This window comes from Metabacillus arenae (assembly GCF_014773385.1).
Taxonomy (GTDB): domain Bacteria; phylum Bacillota; class Bacilli; order Bacillales; family Bacillaceae; genus Metabacillus_D; species Metabacillus_D arenae.
On record NZ_JACXAI010000020.1, the window covers coordinates 50787 to 68145 of the forward strand.

The following is a 17359-nucleotide window of genomic DNA, read 5'->3' on the forward strand; positions in this document are numbered from 1 at the left end:
TGCCCTTTTATTATAACTTGAATCTAATTAAAAATGACTGGTAATTATTGTGTTTCCCTTATTCTTATCATTCAAAGAAATAAGCCATAAACATTTCATCATCGTATTCACCGTTTAGGTATACTTGCTCCTTTTGAACTCCTTCAATAATAAATCCAACTCGTTCATATAATTTCGTCGCAATGTCGTTTGAGGTGAAAACAGTTAAGCATAGTTTATGTAATTGATGAATTTTACACCACTCTAGTGTATAATTCATTAATTCCTTTCCTATACCTAATCCTTGTACTGTTTCATGAAGCCATGTTCGAAACAGTCCTGTATGCCGCTTCATTTCCAATTCACCTCGCATGACTCTTGCAATTCCCACTACCTTACCATCTAATTCAGCCGCTGTGTACATATGATCATTCTTTTTTATTTTATCAATAAATGCGCGTTCTTCTTCAATCGTTCTGGGAGCTTCCTTTTGAATATATAATCCAGAATCTAAAATGGATTTAACAGCTTCGATAATATCCTCGGCATCACTTTTCCGAACGGGTCTTAGGATCACTTCTTGTCCGTTTTTAGCGTTGAATGATTTGATTAATTCTTGTTGTAATAACATACCTTCAACTCCTTGTTCATATTATGTCTCAACAACCTAAGAGAAAATCATTATTCTAGTCACATGATTTCTTCCAAAAAAAAAGCCTCCTCAATGGAGACTTTGAATACTAGGAATGCTTTTCTTTTAGAACAGGAATAGTTTGTGACTTTCGTGACGGAATAATGTAAAAAACGATATTTAATATAATGGCCGTTAAACTTCCAATTACAATCCCGCTATTCGTTAAAATTTTTACTGATTCAGGAAGATTGACAAACACATCCGGAACGGCTGTTACTCCCAACCCTATTCCAACTGAGCAAGCAATAATTAACAGATTTCCTTGTGAATTGAAGTCGACCTGGCTCAGCATCTTTATTCCATATGCCATAACCATTCCAAACATAGCAACCATCGCTCCACCTAACACTGGTTCAGGGATGACAGTTGTAAATGCAGCAATTTTTGGGACAATTCCAAGAACGACTAAAATTCCTCCAGCAGTGAAAATAACATTGTTTTTCTTTATGCCTGACAGCTGGACCAAGCCCACATTTTGGGAAAAAGCGGTGTATGGGAAAGCGTTAAAGATTCCTCCTAATAGGTACGCAATTCCTTCTGCGCGATACCCTTTTGCAAGGTCCTCTTTTTCCAAATCACGCTTTGTTATATCTCCCAAGGCAAGATAAACTCCTGTTGATTCCACCATACTTACGATTGCCACTAGGATCATCGTTAAAATTGGAGTAAGCTCAAATGTTGGAATACCAAAGTAAAAAGGCTGTCCGATTTGAAACCACGATGCTTCATTTACTGCCTGCATATTAACCTTGCCCATTGCTGCTGCAGTTAACGTACCTGCTACTATTCCGATTAAAATAGAAATTGCCCGAATAAACCCTTTTGTAAAGCGGTTTAGTAGGATAATAAATGTTAATACTCCAAATGCAAGGATCAAATTGGGAACTGAACCAAAGTCCTCACTCCCTTGTCCGCCTGCCATATTGTTCATTGCTACAGGAATAAGAGTGATCCCGATGATAGTGACAACTGAGCCAGTCACAACAGGAGGGAAAAACCTAACAAGCCTGCCAAATATACCAGCTACTAAAATAACGAAAAGACCTGAAGCAATAATTGAACCGTAAATAGTTGTAATCCCATATTCAGCTCCTATGGCAATCATTGGGCCTACTGCTGTAAACGTACAACCTAAAACAACCGGAAGTCCAATCCCGAAAAATTTGTTTCTCCAAACTTGAAGCAGTGTCGCAATTCCACACATGAAAATATCAATCGAGACAAGATAGGTTAATTGGGCAGGGTTTAATCCTAATGAGCTTCCAACAATTAAAGGAACAATAATAGCTCCTGCATACATCGCCAGGACATGCTGAATACCTAACGAAAAAGTTTTTATGGAAGATGTTTTCATACGTTTGCCTCCTTAACAAATTCTATCTTACCGTCTTTTAAGGATTTAATTCGCACTAAGGATTCTACTTTAATTCCTTTTTCCCTTAGAGGTGAAGCTCCTTCTTGGAATGATTTCTCAATTACAATTCCAATTCCCGCTAGTTTAGCACCTGCTTGTTCTACAATATGAATTAACCCTCTAGCCGCTTGACCATTAGCTAAAAAATCATCAATTACAAGGACAACATCAGAGGCGGATAGATGTTCACTTGAAACAGCTATTTTGCTTTCTTCTTGCTTTGTAAAAGAATATACACTTGCTGTTAACAGCTTATTTTGCAATGTTAATGACTTTCTTTTTCTTGCAAAAACAACCGGAACATCAAGGCAAAGTCCTGTCATGACCGAAGGGGCAATACCTGAAGATTCTAGAGTTAGAATCTTTGTCACCCCTCCATGTTTAAACCTCTCCGCAAATTCCTCACCTATCTGTTTCATTAGCAAGGGATCGATCTGGTGATTCAAAAATGAATCGACCTTTAATATTTGATCAGATAAAACTACTCCGTCTGTGATAACTTTTTCTTTTAATACTTTCATTTTTTTAAACCTCCTGAATATATGAGTCCTGCTTTTGAAATGTTTAAGAACGAAAAGTGGGAGCGCCTTGCTCAGCCTAGGGCGAGCACACTTTTATACTGAAATCCCTTATTGAAGGTAAAAATTATATAAAAAAAGCATTGCATGCCCGGATTAAGAGCAAGCAATGCTTAAATAAGAGTCGTAAAAAACTTGTCTCATTTAACCGTTAGCTTACTCATAGTCGAATTATTTACGGTAATTCGGTAGAAACTTTACAAGCCATATTCCTGTCTTTATATGAGTACAATTATTTAATTAATTGAATTATAGCAGGATATTATCACCTTGAAAAGACTAATCCAAACAAAAGGCGAACTTAATTTTTGCATTTAAATTAAAATGTTCGTATTTTTATCAATAAAACATGATGATCATCGAAAATTTTATACAAAAAAGGACCAAAGCTAGCCACCTCAGTCCTCTATAATCAATTTAAAGTTTGTAAAGTGCACGATATTTTTCATCAAGATAGTTAATTAAATATTGGACATTCAATCCCTCACCTGTTACATCCTGCAAAATCTCTAAAGGCTGTTTCATTTTCCCATATTGATGAATATTCTTTGTCAGCCATTCTTTGATAACAGAAAAATGGCCATTTTCGATTAGCTCATCATAATTCGGCAAATCTTTTAAGATTGTTTGCTTAAGCTGTGCCGCGTACATATAGCCCAGTGCATAGGAGGGAAAATAGCCAAAGCTGCCTCCGGACCAGTGAACATCTTGAAGCACACCTTTTGCGTCATTTGGAGGTGTAATTCCTAAGTACTCTTCATATTTCTGATTCCACACCTCCGGAAGCTCTTCAACTGTTAATTCATCATTGAACAAAGCTTTCTCGATCTCGTAACGAATCATTATGTGGAGCGGATAAGTCAGTTCATCTGCTTCTATTCTTATTAATGATGGCTTTGACTCATTAATGGCTTCAAAAAATTCGTCAAGTGAGACTTCTTCGAATTGTTCTGGAGAGTAATCTATTAATTTGCTGTAGTACCGTTTCCAAAATCCATAATTTCGACCAATAAAGTTTTCATGGAACAGCGATTGTGATTCATGGATTCCCATGGAAGCTCCACCTGATAAATTGGTTCCCGCCAAATCCTCTGAAATATTTTGCTCGTATACCGCGTGTCCACATTCGTGAATCGTACCAAAGATCGCTGTTCTAAAATCAGTTTCATCGTATTTTGTTGTTACACGAACATCGCCTTGATTTAATGTTGTAGCAAAAGGATGGACCGTTTCATCTAATCTTCCTGCCTCAAAATCATAGCCAATTTCTTTTAAGAAAAACTCACTAAGCAGCTTTTGGTTTTCCTTTGGAAATGGTTTAAATAAAAAGTCAGTTTTCGGTTGATACGGAGATTCGGAAATTTCCTTCACTAAAGGAACAATGTATTCTCTGAGCTGGCCAAAAACACGATCGAGCACATCAACCGTTATTCCTGGTTCATATTGGTCCAAAAGAGTATTATATTTGTTCCCATTGTAGCCCCAGTAACCAATAAACTTTTTCGTGTATTCAACAATATTCTTTAAATATGGGGCAAACAATTGATAGTCTGACTTATCTTTAGCTTCTTCCCAAACAGATTCTGCTTTTGACTGCAGGATCACATATTCCTTATACTCATCAGCAGGTATTTTACTAAATAAATCGTATTCCTTTTTACTTTCAGCAAGCGATCTTAACGTTTTTTCTGATAATTGACCTTTTACCTCATCATTTAGTAATTCACATATGTATGTATTCATTTCCTCGGAAGTTTTCAATTGAAAGATTTCTGTAGAAAGTACTCCGATTGCCTGCGATCTTTGATCTACTGCTTTTTTCGGTGCGCCTGTACGCAAATCCCAATACATTAATCCCACTGCTTCTTCATAACTGCTTATTTTTTGTAATAAATCATAATAATTTTTTTCTATATTTATCATTTTCAGTCCCCCAAAAAATAAAGATTTCCTTACAATTTTTAGAATAATCTACCTATTAGAAAAGGTCAATGAATAAGAAATAAAGAAAAGAATATCTAGAGGGATAGAATGAAAAATAAGAGCCCCGCCTATCGGAGACAAGCACAAACGCAAGCCTTCCTGACAGATTGACCTTGTGACGTAAGGGCCGATGGCGTTCAGAGCTGAACCACGAAAGCACTCTCTAATACGTTAAGACTTTAAATTTCATAATTTTCCAATTACAAAAAAAAGCTAACTCCTTTTAAAGAGTCAGCGTATTTGTAAAGATGTCTTATTCATGTTTGTATGTTTTGAAACAAACTGATTATTTGATTATAGGTTGTACAGGCAGAACAGCTAATACTTTACTTAAAACATCCTCATTTATCTCAGAATCAATAAATAATGTGATTTTTCCTTTATCATCTGAAGATCTGATCAAGCGGCCAATTCCCTGTCTTAGCCTTAATAACATGTATGGAAGATCAACTTGTTCAAATGCGTCATTCTTTGATTTTCTTTTTGCTTCAAAAACCGGATCATTCGGAGGAAATGGAAGCGCCGATATGATTACCTGAGACAGGGACTGCCCTGGGACATCTAACCCTTCCCACATATGAACCGCACATAATACAGAAGTTTCATCCTGTTGGAATTTAGAAACAAGTGTTGAAATTTCTTCTGTTCCTTCATAATAAAAATTATAGGGAAGCTCTGTATTCATCGCCTTTTCTTTAAAAAACTCTAGTTCTTCAAAACTTGTAAACAAAACGAGAGTTCGTCCACCAGTTTTTTCAATTTGCATCAATGTATAGGAAGCTTTTTCAATTGAGTCATCCACGGAAATGGATTCAATTGTCATTTGTTTTTTATAATCAAAAGGTGATTCAACTGACATGGATTGGAATTCCTCTATTCCAAGACTATCTGCCAAATAATCAAACGAATTATTTTCAGATAAAGTTGCTGAAGAAAAGATAAATGGTTTCTGTTGAGAAAACACCTTCTCTTTTAATACCTCCTCAACGGTTCTTGGCATAATTACAAGGGAATAATCCTTGCCTTGCCATTCCAGCCAGCAAATTGCAGAGTCATCACGATTGAATAAGGACATGGAATATTCTATTTGATCCAAGGACTCTTCTACAATTGTTAGTTCATATTGTTCAATTGTATACAGTTCACTTTCAAAGACCAGCGCCTCTCCAATTTCCCCTAAAACGATTTGCAGGTTTTCTCCTGCAGCCCTTAGCTTTGGATTCAGAAAAATATTCATTCGGTGAGAGCCTTCTATTTTACTTGACGATTTTTCTAGCTGATAAAAGAATTCATCATAGATCAACAATGCGGACTCAACTAGATTAGCAAACTCTTCTCGAATTTCATTTTGCAAAAGTCTCTCTAATAAGTTTTGCAATGTACTTTGTTTAATCCGGAAGGTAAGCGCTTTTTGAGCAGCATATTCCAAGAGGTGTCCTTCATCAAAAACTACACAGCTGTATTCAGGCAATAACGGTAGTTGGCCTTCTCTTTTCCTAGAATCATATGTCCAAACATGTTCCATGTAAAAGTCATGTGAACAGATAATCAAATCAGTAGATTTTCGATAATGGTCTCTTGAAAGTGTTAAACCACAGCGATGACGAAGATCACATGCCAGGCAATCTTGAAAAGAATCCCAGGAAATACTTGCCCAATCCTTATCATTTAAAAATGGATACTGCTTTCGATCTCCATAGGGATAAAAAGTCTGCATCCCGGTCTGTTCGTGAACAAAAGCTGGGAGCTCTTCGTATATATCCAAAAATTTAGGGTTATCTGTGCTTTCGAGAGTCTTGTTTAATTTTTTTAAACAGAGGTATTGTTCTTGTGATTTGCTTAGACGAACATCAATCGATAAATCCAGCATCTTCGAAATTTTCCCGATATCTCCTTCTTCTTTAATAAGCTGTTCAATAAGCGTTTCATCAGCACATGCAATAATTGCTGGTTTTCCAGTATAACGAGCATAGCTTAACGCATAAAGGAGATACACAATTGTTTTCCCAGTTCCAACTCCTGCTTCAGCAAATACGACCTTTTTTTCTCGAAATGCCCGTTCCATTTGAAAAGCCATAAAAATTTGTTCATCCCTAAGGTCAAACCCTTTCTCGGGTAAAATATCGTAAAAAACATCTCCGACCCAATTATTTAACCCCTGATAAAAGGTTTCATCCTTAGATAAAGCAAAAGGTAAACGTGACGTAGACAAGTAAACCAGCCCCCCAATTCCACAAAACGTATTCATATTCAGAACTTCTATACTATCACTTTCTTGATGTAGCGGCAAGGGCTTTGTATTTATTAAAAATCGTTGAGATTAAGATTATAGCCTTGGTTTAGTATGTAGAGCAAAAAAAGAAGCCATCTCAGCTTCTTTTTTCGCCTTCAGTTTGCAGGATCAAATGATGGTCAATGGAGTGTGCAAAAGCGTATGCTTTAATTAAATCCGATTGAGCAGTTTGAAGTGCACCTTGATCAAATGTTTCATTCTCATTTTCTAAAGAAAGAAAAGAAGATTGCAATGCCTTTGAAATAAGTTGAAAATCATTATGTTTTAACACAGGCTTTAACACTCCTTTACATCTTGTTTTAAGGAATGTTTATATTTTATGAGCGTACTAGATCATTTATGCATTAAAAAGTGGACCAGCTACCATTCTGATTATTTATGAGAGTTAAAGCGGCACAAAACAAAAATAAACCCCAAAGCAGAGGTTTATTTTTTAGGAGGCCGTTTTCCCCAGAATTGATAAAAGTCTGTTTTAATAAAGCCATTGAAAAGCTTTCTTTTTTTCGTTGCTTGCTTACCGTAAAATTTTTCAAAACCTTCATGTGAAGTTAGCATATAGATAGACCATGTATCAAGGCCGTGAAAAGCTTGTCCCATTTCTTCATACATTTTTTCAACAGCACGTTTTTCACCAAGACGTTCACCATAAGGAGGATTTCCTACGATAACACCGTATTCTTTAGAGGTTGTAAAGTCTCTCACCTGCATTTGCTTAAACTGAATGAGGTCTGCAAAGCCGGCTTCCTCTGCATTTGTTTTTGCCACATCAATCATTTTGTGGTCAATATCGTATCCGTGTATGTCAATTGCTTGATCATAATTAGCAAGATCTTCAACTTCCATCCGGGCTTTCTGCCACTTTTCTTTCCCAATCCAATCCCACGTTTCTGATACAAATTCTCGATTAAAGCCTGGAGCAATATTTTGCCCAATTAAAGCTGCCTCTATTGGGATAGTACCTGAGCCGCAAAAAGGATCGACAAAGGGCTTTTCTGGATTCCAATTTGTAAGCATGATCAAGGCTGCTGCAAGTGTTTCCTTTAGAGGGGCTTCACCTTGATCAATTCTAAAGCCGCGCTTATGCAGTCCAGTGCCGCTCGTATCAATCGTTAAAGTTGCAGTATCTTTATGTAGGGCAACCTCAATCCGGTATAAAGGACCTTGTTCACTAAACCAATCACTGGTCATGTTATGGTATTTTTTCAAATGATCTACGACTGCTTTTTTTACGATTTTCTGACAATCTGGGACACTTGCAAGCTTTGATTTAACCGATTTTCCAACAACAGGAAATTCTGCATTTGCAGGGATATAATCTCCCCAATTTAACGCTTTGGTTTTTTCAAAAAGCTCGTCAAATGATGTTGCTTGAAATTCACCAATTTTTAGTTTTATCCGATCAGCCGTTCTTAGCCATAAATTTGTGCGGCAAATAGCCGTTTCATCTGCTTCAAAGGTTACTTTCCCATTTTCAACAGTACACTCATAGCCGAGATCCTTTACTTCTTTCGCTACTAAGGCTTCTAATCCCATTGCCGCTGTAGCAATCAGAGTTAATTTACCCATATATTCACCTAGCCCTTTACTAGTAGTATAAACGAAGAGTCCAAGCCTCATTAAGCCACGCCTTGCTTGTGAACTCAAAAATCTGGTAAAATGCTGTAGCTGGACAACAAAAACCTACTTTAATCAGCTGATAGTTTAATTCAACCATATCATTATTTCTTTGGAACGAAAAGCGCAGAGCGCTAGTCCTTCGGCGACAAGCACAAGGCGAGCCGGCAGGGATTCACCCTGAGACCTATTGGGCCAATGGCGCTCGGCCTGCAAGGGCGTCACGGCCTTATGCCTGCCCGGCACCACGACGTCCTGTCCCGCCTGCGCTGGACAAAGATACCACTCTTTATCTCGTTAATACTTTAATTAACTTAAATTTTCTTAACTAAGAACGAAAAGCGCAAGGCGCCCGCCTATCGGCGACAAGCATAAGACGAGCCGGCATGAAGGTTGTTCCTTAACCTTCTTGACGGATTGGCTTATGACCTAAGAGCCGATGGCGCCTGGAGCTAGACAACGACAACACTCTTTAATACGTTAATACTTTAATTATATTAAACTTTCTGATCTTATAAAAACAAAAGCTCTCCAGAAAAGGGAGAGCTTATTTTTCAGACTATTTAATCATCGTTTAAATAACGTTCTGTAAGCCATGTTTTGTTCCTTCGTACTGCAAACGGTATAAAACCTCGTACTTAGGCGGCAATCATCTATCTACAGAAGAAAGAATCTCCTGTCCTTCTCTTCGTTCATTTCCTCCAAGAAGGTGCCCCTACCAAAATTTGGGTTTCTCGCTCGAGGGGTTTACCTCGTTCCACTCTTGCAATTTCTTGCAAGACTCCGTCACTGTGGCACTTTCAGGGTATTTAGACCATATCATGAAGACTTAGGTCCTTTCCCCGCCGTCAGCTGTAATCAGCTGCCCTAGCTTATGAATTCGCTAGGCACGAACACTACGGGCATCTCAGCACCGTGCGAGCATGGACTTTCCTCTACAATCAAAAGATTGCAGCGATTACCCGAACGTTAATTGAAACGCAAAGTAAATTATAGTTGAATTTAAGTACGATTGCAAGTGGAAATAAATGTATATCTTATGTAATTAATCGTATAGCTTACTTCCAAAAACGTGCTTTTCAAGATTTGATAATCTTTTTAAAATATCAAAGTTTGTTGTGTTAGTTTGTGTTGGCTGTTTTTTATATGATTCCTCTAATTGTTTTTTCAAACGTAAATTTTCTTGTTGCAGTTCTTCGATTTCCTGATGAAATGTTTCATAGTCTTTGATAATGTAATCTAGATATTTATCTACATCCTCTTGCTTGTAGCCACGCATAGTTGATTTAAATTCTTTTTCCAAAATTTCTTTCGCAGTCAATTTAATTTTATCCGATAGCATAACTTTCACCTCATATTGTGAAATCCTCAACTTATATTTTTTCAAAAATTCCCCCGATTGTCAATTTGGCAATGCTCAGGTTAATCAAGATTGTTCATTTTCAAATAATTGTACTTCCTCAACAACCATTTGTAAATCATCAAACGTAATTTGCTTTATTTCAAACGAATTATTTGATATATATTGTTTCGCAGTCTCTAACAAAAATTTAGGGGTTCCTGGTTTTTGATCATCATAGACGAGCAGCATACCGTCTGATTTTGAAATCAAAAAATGATTTTTCAACCTAAACTGTTCAGGACTTTCATATTCTTTTTTTGTAATGCTATCCACAAAATCTGCTTGTGAAAGGACGAATTCATACAATTCTTTATTGCTTTCTTTCCAATTTTTTTCTTGATTCAAAAATGGAGTAAGAACAGCTAACTTAAGATTTGGATAATTTTCTTGAAGTTCAAATACAACTTCTGCTGCCCACATTTCAACTCCAAGCTGGCCGCTGATAACTATCCATTCCAAGCCCTCCTCAATCGCAGGAAACAAGACGTTAAAAATAGCTTTTTTGATAAATTTAATAGCTGGATCCTTTTGTTTGAATATTCCTAGCTCATGAGGTTTATAGCCGCTAACAAGCATAACATTCATTGACTATTCTCCTTTGATTATCTTTGCTTTTTAAAAACCGCTGGTCCTACCTGAGGATTGCAAAAAGGTAAAAAACTGGAGCGGGAAGAGATAACTCATTTTAACATGTTAATAATTGAATATACTTAGACTTTTTTTACATGAAAAATAGAGCTGAAATATTCAGCTCCATTTAACTCACCTATCTGCGATTCATTTTACCATAGCCATTAGAAGCGCCTGCAACTTGGGATCCAGGACCCATGTTTGGCATCATTTGTCCCATAGGACCTGTTTGTGCACCTGCAACTTGACCTGGTCCGCCCATACCCGGACCCATTCCCATACCGCCGTAACCGCCAGGACCCATGCCATAACCAGGACCCATAGGACCTGTTTGAGCACCTGCCACCTGAGGGCCGGGACCTGCATTAAAATTTTGATGTGATGCTTGATTTACTACAGATTGTGTTTGTGGATAGTAGTGTACATGCTCATAAAAATCATTGTTTACAGTTGTTGTATGCTGTGGATGGATATGAGGAACAACTGTTTTAGAATTGTTACATTGTACACAATGCTTCGTTGGATGAACAATCGGAGCTAGCTTTTTTGGTTTACAAAACATTATTTTAGTCTCCCTTCCTATCATATCTGTCTTACATTAACAGCCTATGATAAAAGGAGTGTACATGTACTAATGTAAAAACCTATTTTTAGAAGAATGCGTAAAAGCTTTCTTTGTAATTTGAAAATATAAACACTGTTAACACGACAATAAGAAAAAACAAATAAAGAATGCCTTTGTACATATAATGCTCTCCCCAATATTTATGATAATCACATTTCTTCATTTTACAGGTTTCAGCATCTTTCTACAATTCATTCTTTATTCTTTTTGTTAATTTCATAAATTCGACAAAAATTATATCGAAAATGCTCATGATTTGCGCTTGCCCGGGGAATATTTTTTCGTTAATTTCCCTTCCAAACGTAATTCCCTTTTTAACAAATCAAGTTCAATTTTATCTTCATGGGTATTTTCATTTCGCTTTTGCTCTTTAATAGTCATCAACATTTCCCTTACTACTTTCAGTGCTTGATTCAGGTCCTTCTCTCTGTGCTCATAAAACTTTGCCAATTCAATGCCTGCTTTAAACTTAGACATGCCTTTAGACTTTTCAAACACATCCCTCCACAGCCTGGCTGCCTGTTGAAATTCCCCTTTTCGTTTCAAGAAATTTGCGATTTGAAGATTTGACTTATTTCTCATTCTTCCTGATCGGCTGGAGACTTCTTCAAACAGTTCATATGCATCTTTTTCAGCCTTAAGTCCCATGAGCCACCTTGACATTTCATATTGTTCTTCCTCATCGTCTATATCTTTACGATTTAAAATTTTTTTAGAAAGATGAATATATAAAGTAATTAAGGAAAGAACATCTATTTCATTGTGCCTTAATACACCTGTAAGAATTTCCGGACTTTCCTGTTGTAAAAATTGAAAATAAAGCATAGGGGCTAAATAGCCTGGAACATCCTCTTCCCTGTTGACATTTAAAATTTCTTTTTCAACAATTGCTAATTTCACAGAATCAAGATGATGCTTCCAAAGTCTCCTGGATGCGTGATACAAATCAAAATGACCGAAGTCAGGTAAGTGTGGGACACTGTTACGGATTAAAGTGTGTCTGGATTTAACTTGAGGCCAATCAAAAGCCTTGCCATTATAAGTTACTAACGTTTTTAAGTTAATTTGATTTAAAAAACTCTGATATAGAGCTACTTCATTTCCTGGTTTAGGAAGCAAGTGCTGGGTTACAACAACCTGATCTTCGAGTACTTGCGCTTGTCCAAGCAAAAAGATTGTATTTCCCGCTCCTCCTCCCAAACCGGTTGTTTCCGTATCAAAGAAAAACAAGTCTCTTACTTCGTGCCCTTTGCATGATAATGGGTGTTTCAGCGTGCTTTTATTCCATTCCTCAACAACATTTGGTAGTGCATTTAAAGGGTAATTGCCATGCTGAAAGGATAAAGGATAAACGATTCTCCGGACGATACAATATTCATTTTCAAAAACAAAAGCTTCTGCATGTTGTTTCTTCCATTCATCTTTATAAGGAAAAACTGCTTTATTTTCAGAAAGTTTTTGTTCTGGAACATGAAGTGCTTCTTGTTTAGTTGTTTCATGCTCTCTCACCATATGCTTCTTAAATTTAGCCAATTTATTCTTTAATGAAATATGTTTCACCTTTTATATTCTCCAAGAGAAGCAGTGTATCCATTTTTTGCTTTTCACCGCCCTCGTTTCCAACGCACGAAGGACAGCCATGCTGACAGGAACAAATGGAAACAGCTTCACAAGCATCTTTAGAAATGTCTTCAAAAAGCTCAAACACTTTTTTGGACAACCCGACACCGCCAGGATATCGGTCATAAAGAAAAACAGTCGGTTCATCATTATGAATAGCTTTTACCTGCGGAACAACATGTAAATCAGCTGGGTCACACATAACCTTAAGAGGAGCTACATGTTGAAAGACATTTGCTAATCCAAGCAGTGCTTGCTCTAATCGATTTTCATTCCATTGGTCTTTTATTTCATGACCGAAGCTTATCCAAGCAGAATTAGTGTGGAGCTCTTCTTCAGGGAGATGAATGGGTCCTGATCCAATATTTTCATGTGTTTCAAATTTGATTTTTTTGAAGATCGTTGCTTTTGCTTGAACCGTAACATCCCCATATCCAAGAGATGATCGAGGCAGCTCCCTCTCTTGATCGATTTCTAAAACTTTAAGCTGTACCGCTAAATTTGCATCTGTAAAATAATCTGCATCGACTTCACTTACAAATGCTTTTTTCTCTTCCCAATCAAGTTTTTCCACTTGATATTGCGTTCCTTGATGCAAATAGATAGCTTCATCGTGAAGCAAAGTCATCGCACTAAATCGATCCATCTCTCCGATAACTTTTACGTGCGCGATATTCGACTGATCAACGATTATAACGTTTTCCTGTGAGGCAGATCGCAGGCTGATTGAATGAGCTGGAAAAGAATCATTCATCCAATGATATCGATTATGATTATAATAAAGAACTTTCTCCTCTGTTAAAAACTCTAAAATATCAGAAATTTCCAATCCACCAAAGGCCTCATCTTGTTTAAAGGGTAACTCAAACGCAGCACACTTAATATGATCAACTAATACGATAAGATTATCTGGATTAATAACCGCTGTTTCCGGGTTTTGTTTAAAGAAGTAATCAGGATTGGCTATGACATATTGATCTAATGGACTTGAGCTTGCAACCATAACAATAACTGCCTCCCCATGCCTTCTCCCCGCTCTTCCTGCCTGCTGCCAAGCACTTGCAATGGTTCCTGGATAGCCTGTCATAATACATACTTGCAGCTGACCGATGTCTACCCCTAGTTCCAGTGCATTGGTACTGACAACGCCTAAAATTTCCCCTGACCTTAAACCTTTTTCAATTTCACGCCTTTGCTTTGGTAAATAGCCGCCGCGATAGCCTCTAATTGACTTATTTCCAACCTTTGACTTTATCAGCTCTTGCAAATAAGTGAGGATAATTTCTACTCTTACACGACTTCTTGCGAAAACAATTGTTTGAATTTGATTTTTTAAAAACTCACTAGCAAGCGTTCGGACTTCCAGCGTAGCACTTTTTCTAATATTTAATGGTTTATTTACAATTGGTGGATTATAAAAAATGAAGTGTTTTTTCCCAGATGGGGCTCCATTATTATTGATCAAATTCATCCTTGTACCTGTCAATTTTTCAGCAAGCTCTGAAGGGTTTGCGATTGTTGCTGATGTACAAATAAACTGGGGATTGCTTCCATAAAATTGACATATTCTTTTTAGCCGCCTGATGACGTTCGCTACATGACTTCCAAAAACCCCTCGATAAATATGCAGTTCATCAATCACAATATATTTCAAGTTCTCAAACAAAGAAACCCATTTTGTATGATGAGGCAAAATGGCAGAATGAAGCATGTCAGGGTTTGTAATAACAATATGACCGGCTTTTCTTACTTTTTGCCTGATGTTAGGTGCTGTATCACCGTCATAAGTATAGGAATGGATTGGTACACCTAATTCAGTAATAATTTCATTAAGCTCGCTCTTTTGATCTTGAGCGAGAGCCTTTGTAGGAAAAATATATAATGCCCGGCTATTTGGATTATTAAGGATTTCCTGTAATACTGGCAAATTGTAGCATAATGTTTTACCAGAGGCAGTTGGGGTTACAGCTACAAATGAATACCCATTTTCTGCTGTTTTCATGGCTGTTGATTGGTGTGTATATAAAGAAGAAATTCCCCTCTTTTTTAATATTGTTTTTAATTTTTCATCAACAGTTTCGGGAATCGTTTCGTATTTTGCTTCTTTTTCATTTATTGTGGTCCATGAGACAATTTGGTCCTTAAAACGGTTATCTTCTTTTAAGAGTTTCACTAAATCAGACATATTTTTTTTACGAAACAAAACGATCACCTCCCTAAATCTATTGTAGCGAATAAACGTTCGCAATGAAAGAAAAAAAGAACAAGCTTTTACCAAGCTTGTCCTTCATTTCAGTTATTCGTTACTTTATTTTCACTTGAAATATCTTTGATTGGCCATTTTGTACTGATCCGCTATTTTCTTTAGATAGTGATTCAACAATATCGCCATTTGTAATTACAATTGGCGTTACGGTGCTAGTTGCTTTTTCATTAATTAAATCAAGGTCACAAGTAATAAGGGGGTCACCAACGCTCACTTTGTCACCCTCTTTTACATGTGCCTCAAATCCTTCTCCATTCATATTAACGGTTTCAAGACCAATATGAATGAGAAGTTCCATTCCGCTTGAAGATTTTATACCAATCGCATGCTTCGTATGGAATAATTGAATGATTTCTCCGTCCACTGGGGAAACAACTTTTCCATCTGTTGGTTCTATAGCTACTCCATCACCCATCATTTTTTGAGAGAACACAGGATCTGGGACTTTTTCTATCTCGATAAGTTGTCCGTTTAATGGAGAGAAGACAGTTTCTTCACTTACTTTCTCCTGCTTTTTTCCAAATAATTTTTTTAACATCGTCATACTCCTTTCTAAGCTCTTTTTATTATTAAAATACCCTTCCTCTTTGTAATAAAACGACTCGATTTTAAACTTTACGGGAGCCATTCTGCTGAAAATGGTATTTTATACCTTACCAAAATATTTACTCGTATGTAACTACATAGTGCTTTTACATTAAATCATAAAACTCAGGCTTCATCAACTTATTAAAACCATTTCTCGGAATTGTGCATAAACTAAAAATGACTTAGGGAGGTATTTAAATGGATAATCAAAAAGATAAAAAAAATGCTCTACAAGGTCTCTTTTCAACATCAGACCCATTTATAAAATCTATAGTAGAGCCTTTTTTACAATCTGAGCCAGTTAAGCAAATAATGGGAGACTTAAACAATTTCTTGCAAAACTCAATACAGATGAATTCAATGGATATCAAAACAAATGAAGAGAAAGGTTATTTTATTATAGAAGTGACTCTCCCGGCGGGAATTAACCGTGAAAACATTGAATTAGATGTAAAAGACCAGGTATTAACGATCACCTTCTTGCATGAGGAGGAAAGGGAAATCATTCATGAGCCCACTGCCACTTTTAATAAATCATTAAAAGTGAGCCACCTTACGAGATCATTATTATTACCCTTCCCTGCTGAAAGAAAAGATTTAACTGTTTTATATCAACAAAAAGTATTATTAATTAAATTGCCGAATAACCGAAAAAGCGGGTGATTGACTCCATCCGCTTTTTTGTTATCACATGAAAGTAAGCTGTCGCCTGAGCCAGCACCTAAGATTGGACAAGTTTTAACACAGCTCTTTGATCTCACTCAGGCCCTATGAATTTTTATGAGAATGACTTCCGTATTTTGGATTGTTTTCAGGAGTTGGATCTTTCGCTAAGTCCTGAGCGTTTTTTGTAAAGCTTTTGTTATTAGGATATTTGTTTTTTCTTTCACGATTGTCGTTTCTGTTTGTCATTATTGTTCACTCCTGTTTTTCCTTTTTTATTTATACCAAATCCAATTTTTATTGTTGATGGAATTGGTCATCATTTTTAGAATGGCCTTCCCCATTCCATTGCTTGCAAGGGAATATTTGTCGTCATGAAAACAGCCAGTAAAGAAAAACTAATCATAAGGAGGTGTTTCCGTATTGTCTTATAATAAAAACATGCCTGACTTTAAACAATTAAGTGATCGTATAATAGCAGAACCTTCAACTTCACCCCAGCTAGTTATTAAAACAAACCTTGATAATCGTAATAATAATAAAAAACTCAAAAAGGATGAATGAAACTTTGGATCAATCACTCGGATATTTAAGAGAATCACTTGCAAATTATATTGATCGAAGTGATGAAGGGAAGGAGATTTATCGTAAACTTCTTCACTTTCAAGAACAGTCAGAAGAACAGTTTGTTAATGAACTATCTGAACAAGAGATCCAATTTTTAAATCATGTTCTTCCAAATGAAATAAAATACGCTGCTGATGAAAAAGATTATGAGCGACTTCATTTTTTAAATGAAGTGTACGAAATTCTTTATTAGAGAGGCAATTAATTATATAAAACAAAGAGGGATCATCATGAATAAATATTTTTCCACCAAACAATATTCCAATACAAATGTTGAAAAAGTGAAGAGGCTTAATGCAAAATCAGGACTTTCCTACCGGGAAGTCATCGCTCTATTAGCCGCCAAATACTCTAATAAAAAGGGATAAATGAAATGAAGCTTC

18 protein-coding genes, 1 other RNA gene and 1 riboswitch are annotated in these 17359 nt (G+C 36.5%); of the genes, 4 read left to right on the forward strand and 15 right to left on the reverse strand.

Features of this window, described 5'->3' with window-relative positions; all coding sequences use genetic code 11:
* Positions 1–67: 67 nt before the first annotated feature.
* From IC621_RS15510 to IC621_RS15575, 14 genes are all read right to left on the reverse strand, one after another.
* Positions 68–610, reverse strand: coding sequence for a GNAT family N-acetyltransferase (locus IC621_RS15510; RefSeq protein WP_191159239.1), 543 nt, complete (start codon positions 608–610; stop codon positions 68–70).
* A gap of 109 nt (positions 611–719) precedes the next feature.
* Entirely contained in the window at positions 720–2027 is a 1308-nt protein-coding gene (locus IC621_RS15515) for a nucleobase:cation symporter-2 family protein (RefSeq protein WP_191159240.1), read from the reverse strand.
* The gene (locus IC621_RS15520; protein ID WP_191159241.1) at positions 2024–2608 is read right to left on the reverse strand and encodes a xanthine phosphoribosyltransferase; all 585 of its coding nucleotides are present in this window, start codon (positions 2606–2608) and stop codon (positions 2024–2026) included. Before IC621_RS15520 ends, IC621_RS15515 begins: the two co-directional genes overlap by 4 nt.
* Positions 2609–2808: 200 nt before the next feature.
* A riboswitch (purine riboswitch) is annotated at positions 2809–2911 on the reverse strand.
* A 171-nt stretch (positions 2912–3082) separates the two neighbouring features.
* Positions 3083–4588: a carboxypeptidase M32 gene (locus IC621_RS15525; protein ID WP_191159242.1), complete on the reverse strand. Its 1506-nt coding sequence runs from the start codon at positions 4586–4588 to the stop codon at positions 3083–3085.
* Between the two features lie 346 nt (positions 4589–4934).
* Positions 4935–6860 (reverse strand): ATP-dependent DNA helicase, encoded by a 1926-nt coding sequence (locus IC621_RS15530; protein ID WP_191159290.1) that lies wholly within the window; start codon positions 6858–6860, stop codon positions 4935–4937.
* Positions 6861–7017: 157 nt separating this feature from the next.
* Positions 7018–7212 carry a hypothetical protein gene (locus IC621_RS15535; protein WP_191159243.1) on the reverse strand — a complete coding sequence of 65 codons (195 nt, stop codon included), beginning with the start codon at positions 7210–7212 and terminating at the stop codon, positions 7018–7020.
* Positions 7213–7367: 155 nt separating this feature from the next.
* A complete protein-coding gene (locus tag IC621_RS15540) occupies positions 7368–8507 on the reverse strand; it encodes a THUMP domain-containing class I SAM-dependent RNA methyltransferase (protein ID WP_191159244.1) in 1140 nt (379 codons plus the stop codon).
* Between the two features lie 632 nt (positions 8508–9139).
* Positions 9140–9525, reverse strand: an RNA gene (gene rnpB / locus IC621_RS15545) — RNase P RNA component class B.
* Between the two features lie 75 nt (positions 9526–9600).
* Positions 9601–9897, reverse strand: a complete 297-nt coding sequence (gpsB, locus tag IC621_RS15550) for a cell division regulator GpsB (RefSeq protein ID WP_191159291.1) — start codon at positions 9895–9897, stop codon at positions 9601–9603.
* An 84-nt stretch (positions 9898–9981) separates the two neighbouring features.
* Complete coding sequence (locus IC621_RS15555) at positions 9982–10542, reverse strand: DUF1273 domain-containing protein (RefSeq protein ID WP_191159245.1); 561 nt, start codon at positions 10540–10542, stop codon at positions 9982–9984.
* 181 nt (positions 10543–10723) lie between these two features.
* Entirely contained in the window at positions 10724–11149 is a 426-nt protein-coding gene (locus IC621_RS15560; protein WP_224752570.1) for a CotD family spore coat protein, read from the reverse strand.
* A 312-nt stretch (positions 11150–11461) separates the two neighbouring features.
* On the reverse strand, positions 11462–12772 hold the full coding sequence (locus IC621_RS15565; RefSeq protein WP_318153063.1) for a ribonuclease H-like domain-containing protein: 1311 nt from the start codon (positions 12770–12772) through the stop codon (positions 11462–11464).
* The gene (locus IC621_RS15570) at positions 12747–15017 is read right to left on the reverse strand and encodes a DEAD/DEAH box helicase (RefSeq protein ID WP_191159293.1); all 2271 of its coding nucleotides are present in this window, start codon (positions 15015–15017) and stop codon (positions 12747–12749) included. The genes IC621_RS15565 and IC621_RS15570 overlap by 26 nt, the downstream gene beginning before the upstream one ends.
* Positions 15018–15135: 118 nt before the next feature.
* Positions 15136–15636 carry a PTS sugar transporter subunit IIA gene (locus IC621_RS15575; protein WP_191159246.1) on the reverse strand — a complete coding sequence of 167 codons (501 nt, stop codon included), beginning with the start codon at positions 15634–15636 and terminating at the stop codon, positions 15136–15138.
* Positions 15637–15884: 248 nt separating this feature from the next.
* Between IC621_RS15575 and IC621_RS15580 the strand changes: the two genes are divergently transcribed.
* Positions 15885–16349: an Hsp20/alpha crystallin family protein gene (locus tag IC621_RS15580; protein ID WP_191159247.1), complete on the forward strand. Its 465-nt coding sequence runs from the start codon at positions 15885–15887 to the stop codon at positions 16347–16349.
* A 105-nt stretch (positions 16350–16454) separates the two neighbouring features.
* Here the strand turns inward: IC621_RS15580 and IC621_RS15585 are convergent, their stop codons facing one another.
* Positions 16455–16598, reverse strand: a complete 144-nt coding sequence (locus IC621_RS15585) for a hypothetical protein (RefSeq protein ID WP_191159248.1) — start codon at positions 16596–16598, stop codon at positions 16455–16457.
* Positions 16599–16772: 174 nt separating this feature from the next.
* On the opposite strand from IC621_RS15585, the gene IC621_RS15590 reads away from it, so the two are divergent.
* The 3 genes from IC621_RS15590 to IC621_RS15600 are packed head-to-tail and all read left to right on the forward strand — an operon-like array spanning position 16773 to position 17344.
* The gene (locus IC621_RS15590; protein WP_191159296.1) at positions 16773–16913 is read left to right on the forward strand and encodes a hypothetical protein; all 141 of its coding nucleotides are present in this window, start codon (positions 16773–16775) and stop codon (positions 16911–16913) included.
* A gap of 4 nt (positions 16914–16917) precedes the next feature.
* Positions 16918–17169 (forward strand): sigma-G-dependent sporulation-specific acid-soluble spore protein CsgA, encoded by a 252-nt coding sequence (locus IC621_RS15595; protein ID WP_191159249.1) that lies wholly within the window; start codon positions 16918–16920, stop codon positions 17167–17169.
* Between the two features lie 37 nt (positions 17170–17206).
* The gene (locus IC621_RS15600) at positions 17207–17344 is read left to right on the forward strand and encodes a hypothetical protein (RefSeq protein WP_191159250.1); all 138 of its coding nucleotides are present in this window, start codon (positions 17207–17209) and stop codon (positions 17342–17344) included.
* Positions 17345–17359 lie beyond the last annotated feature (15 nt).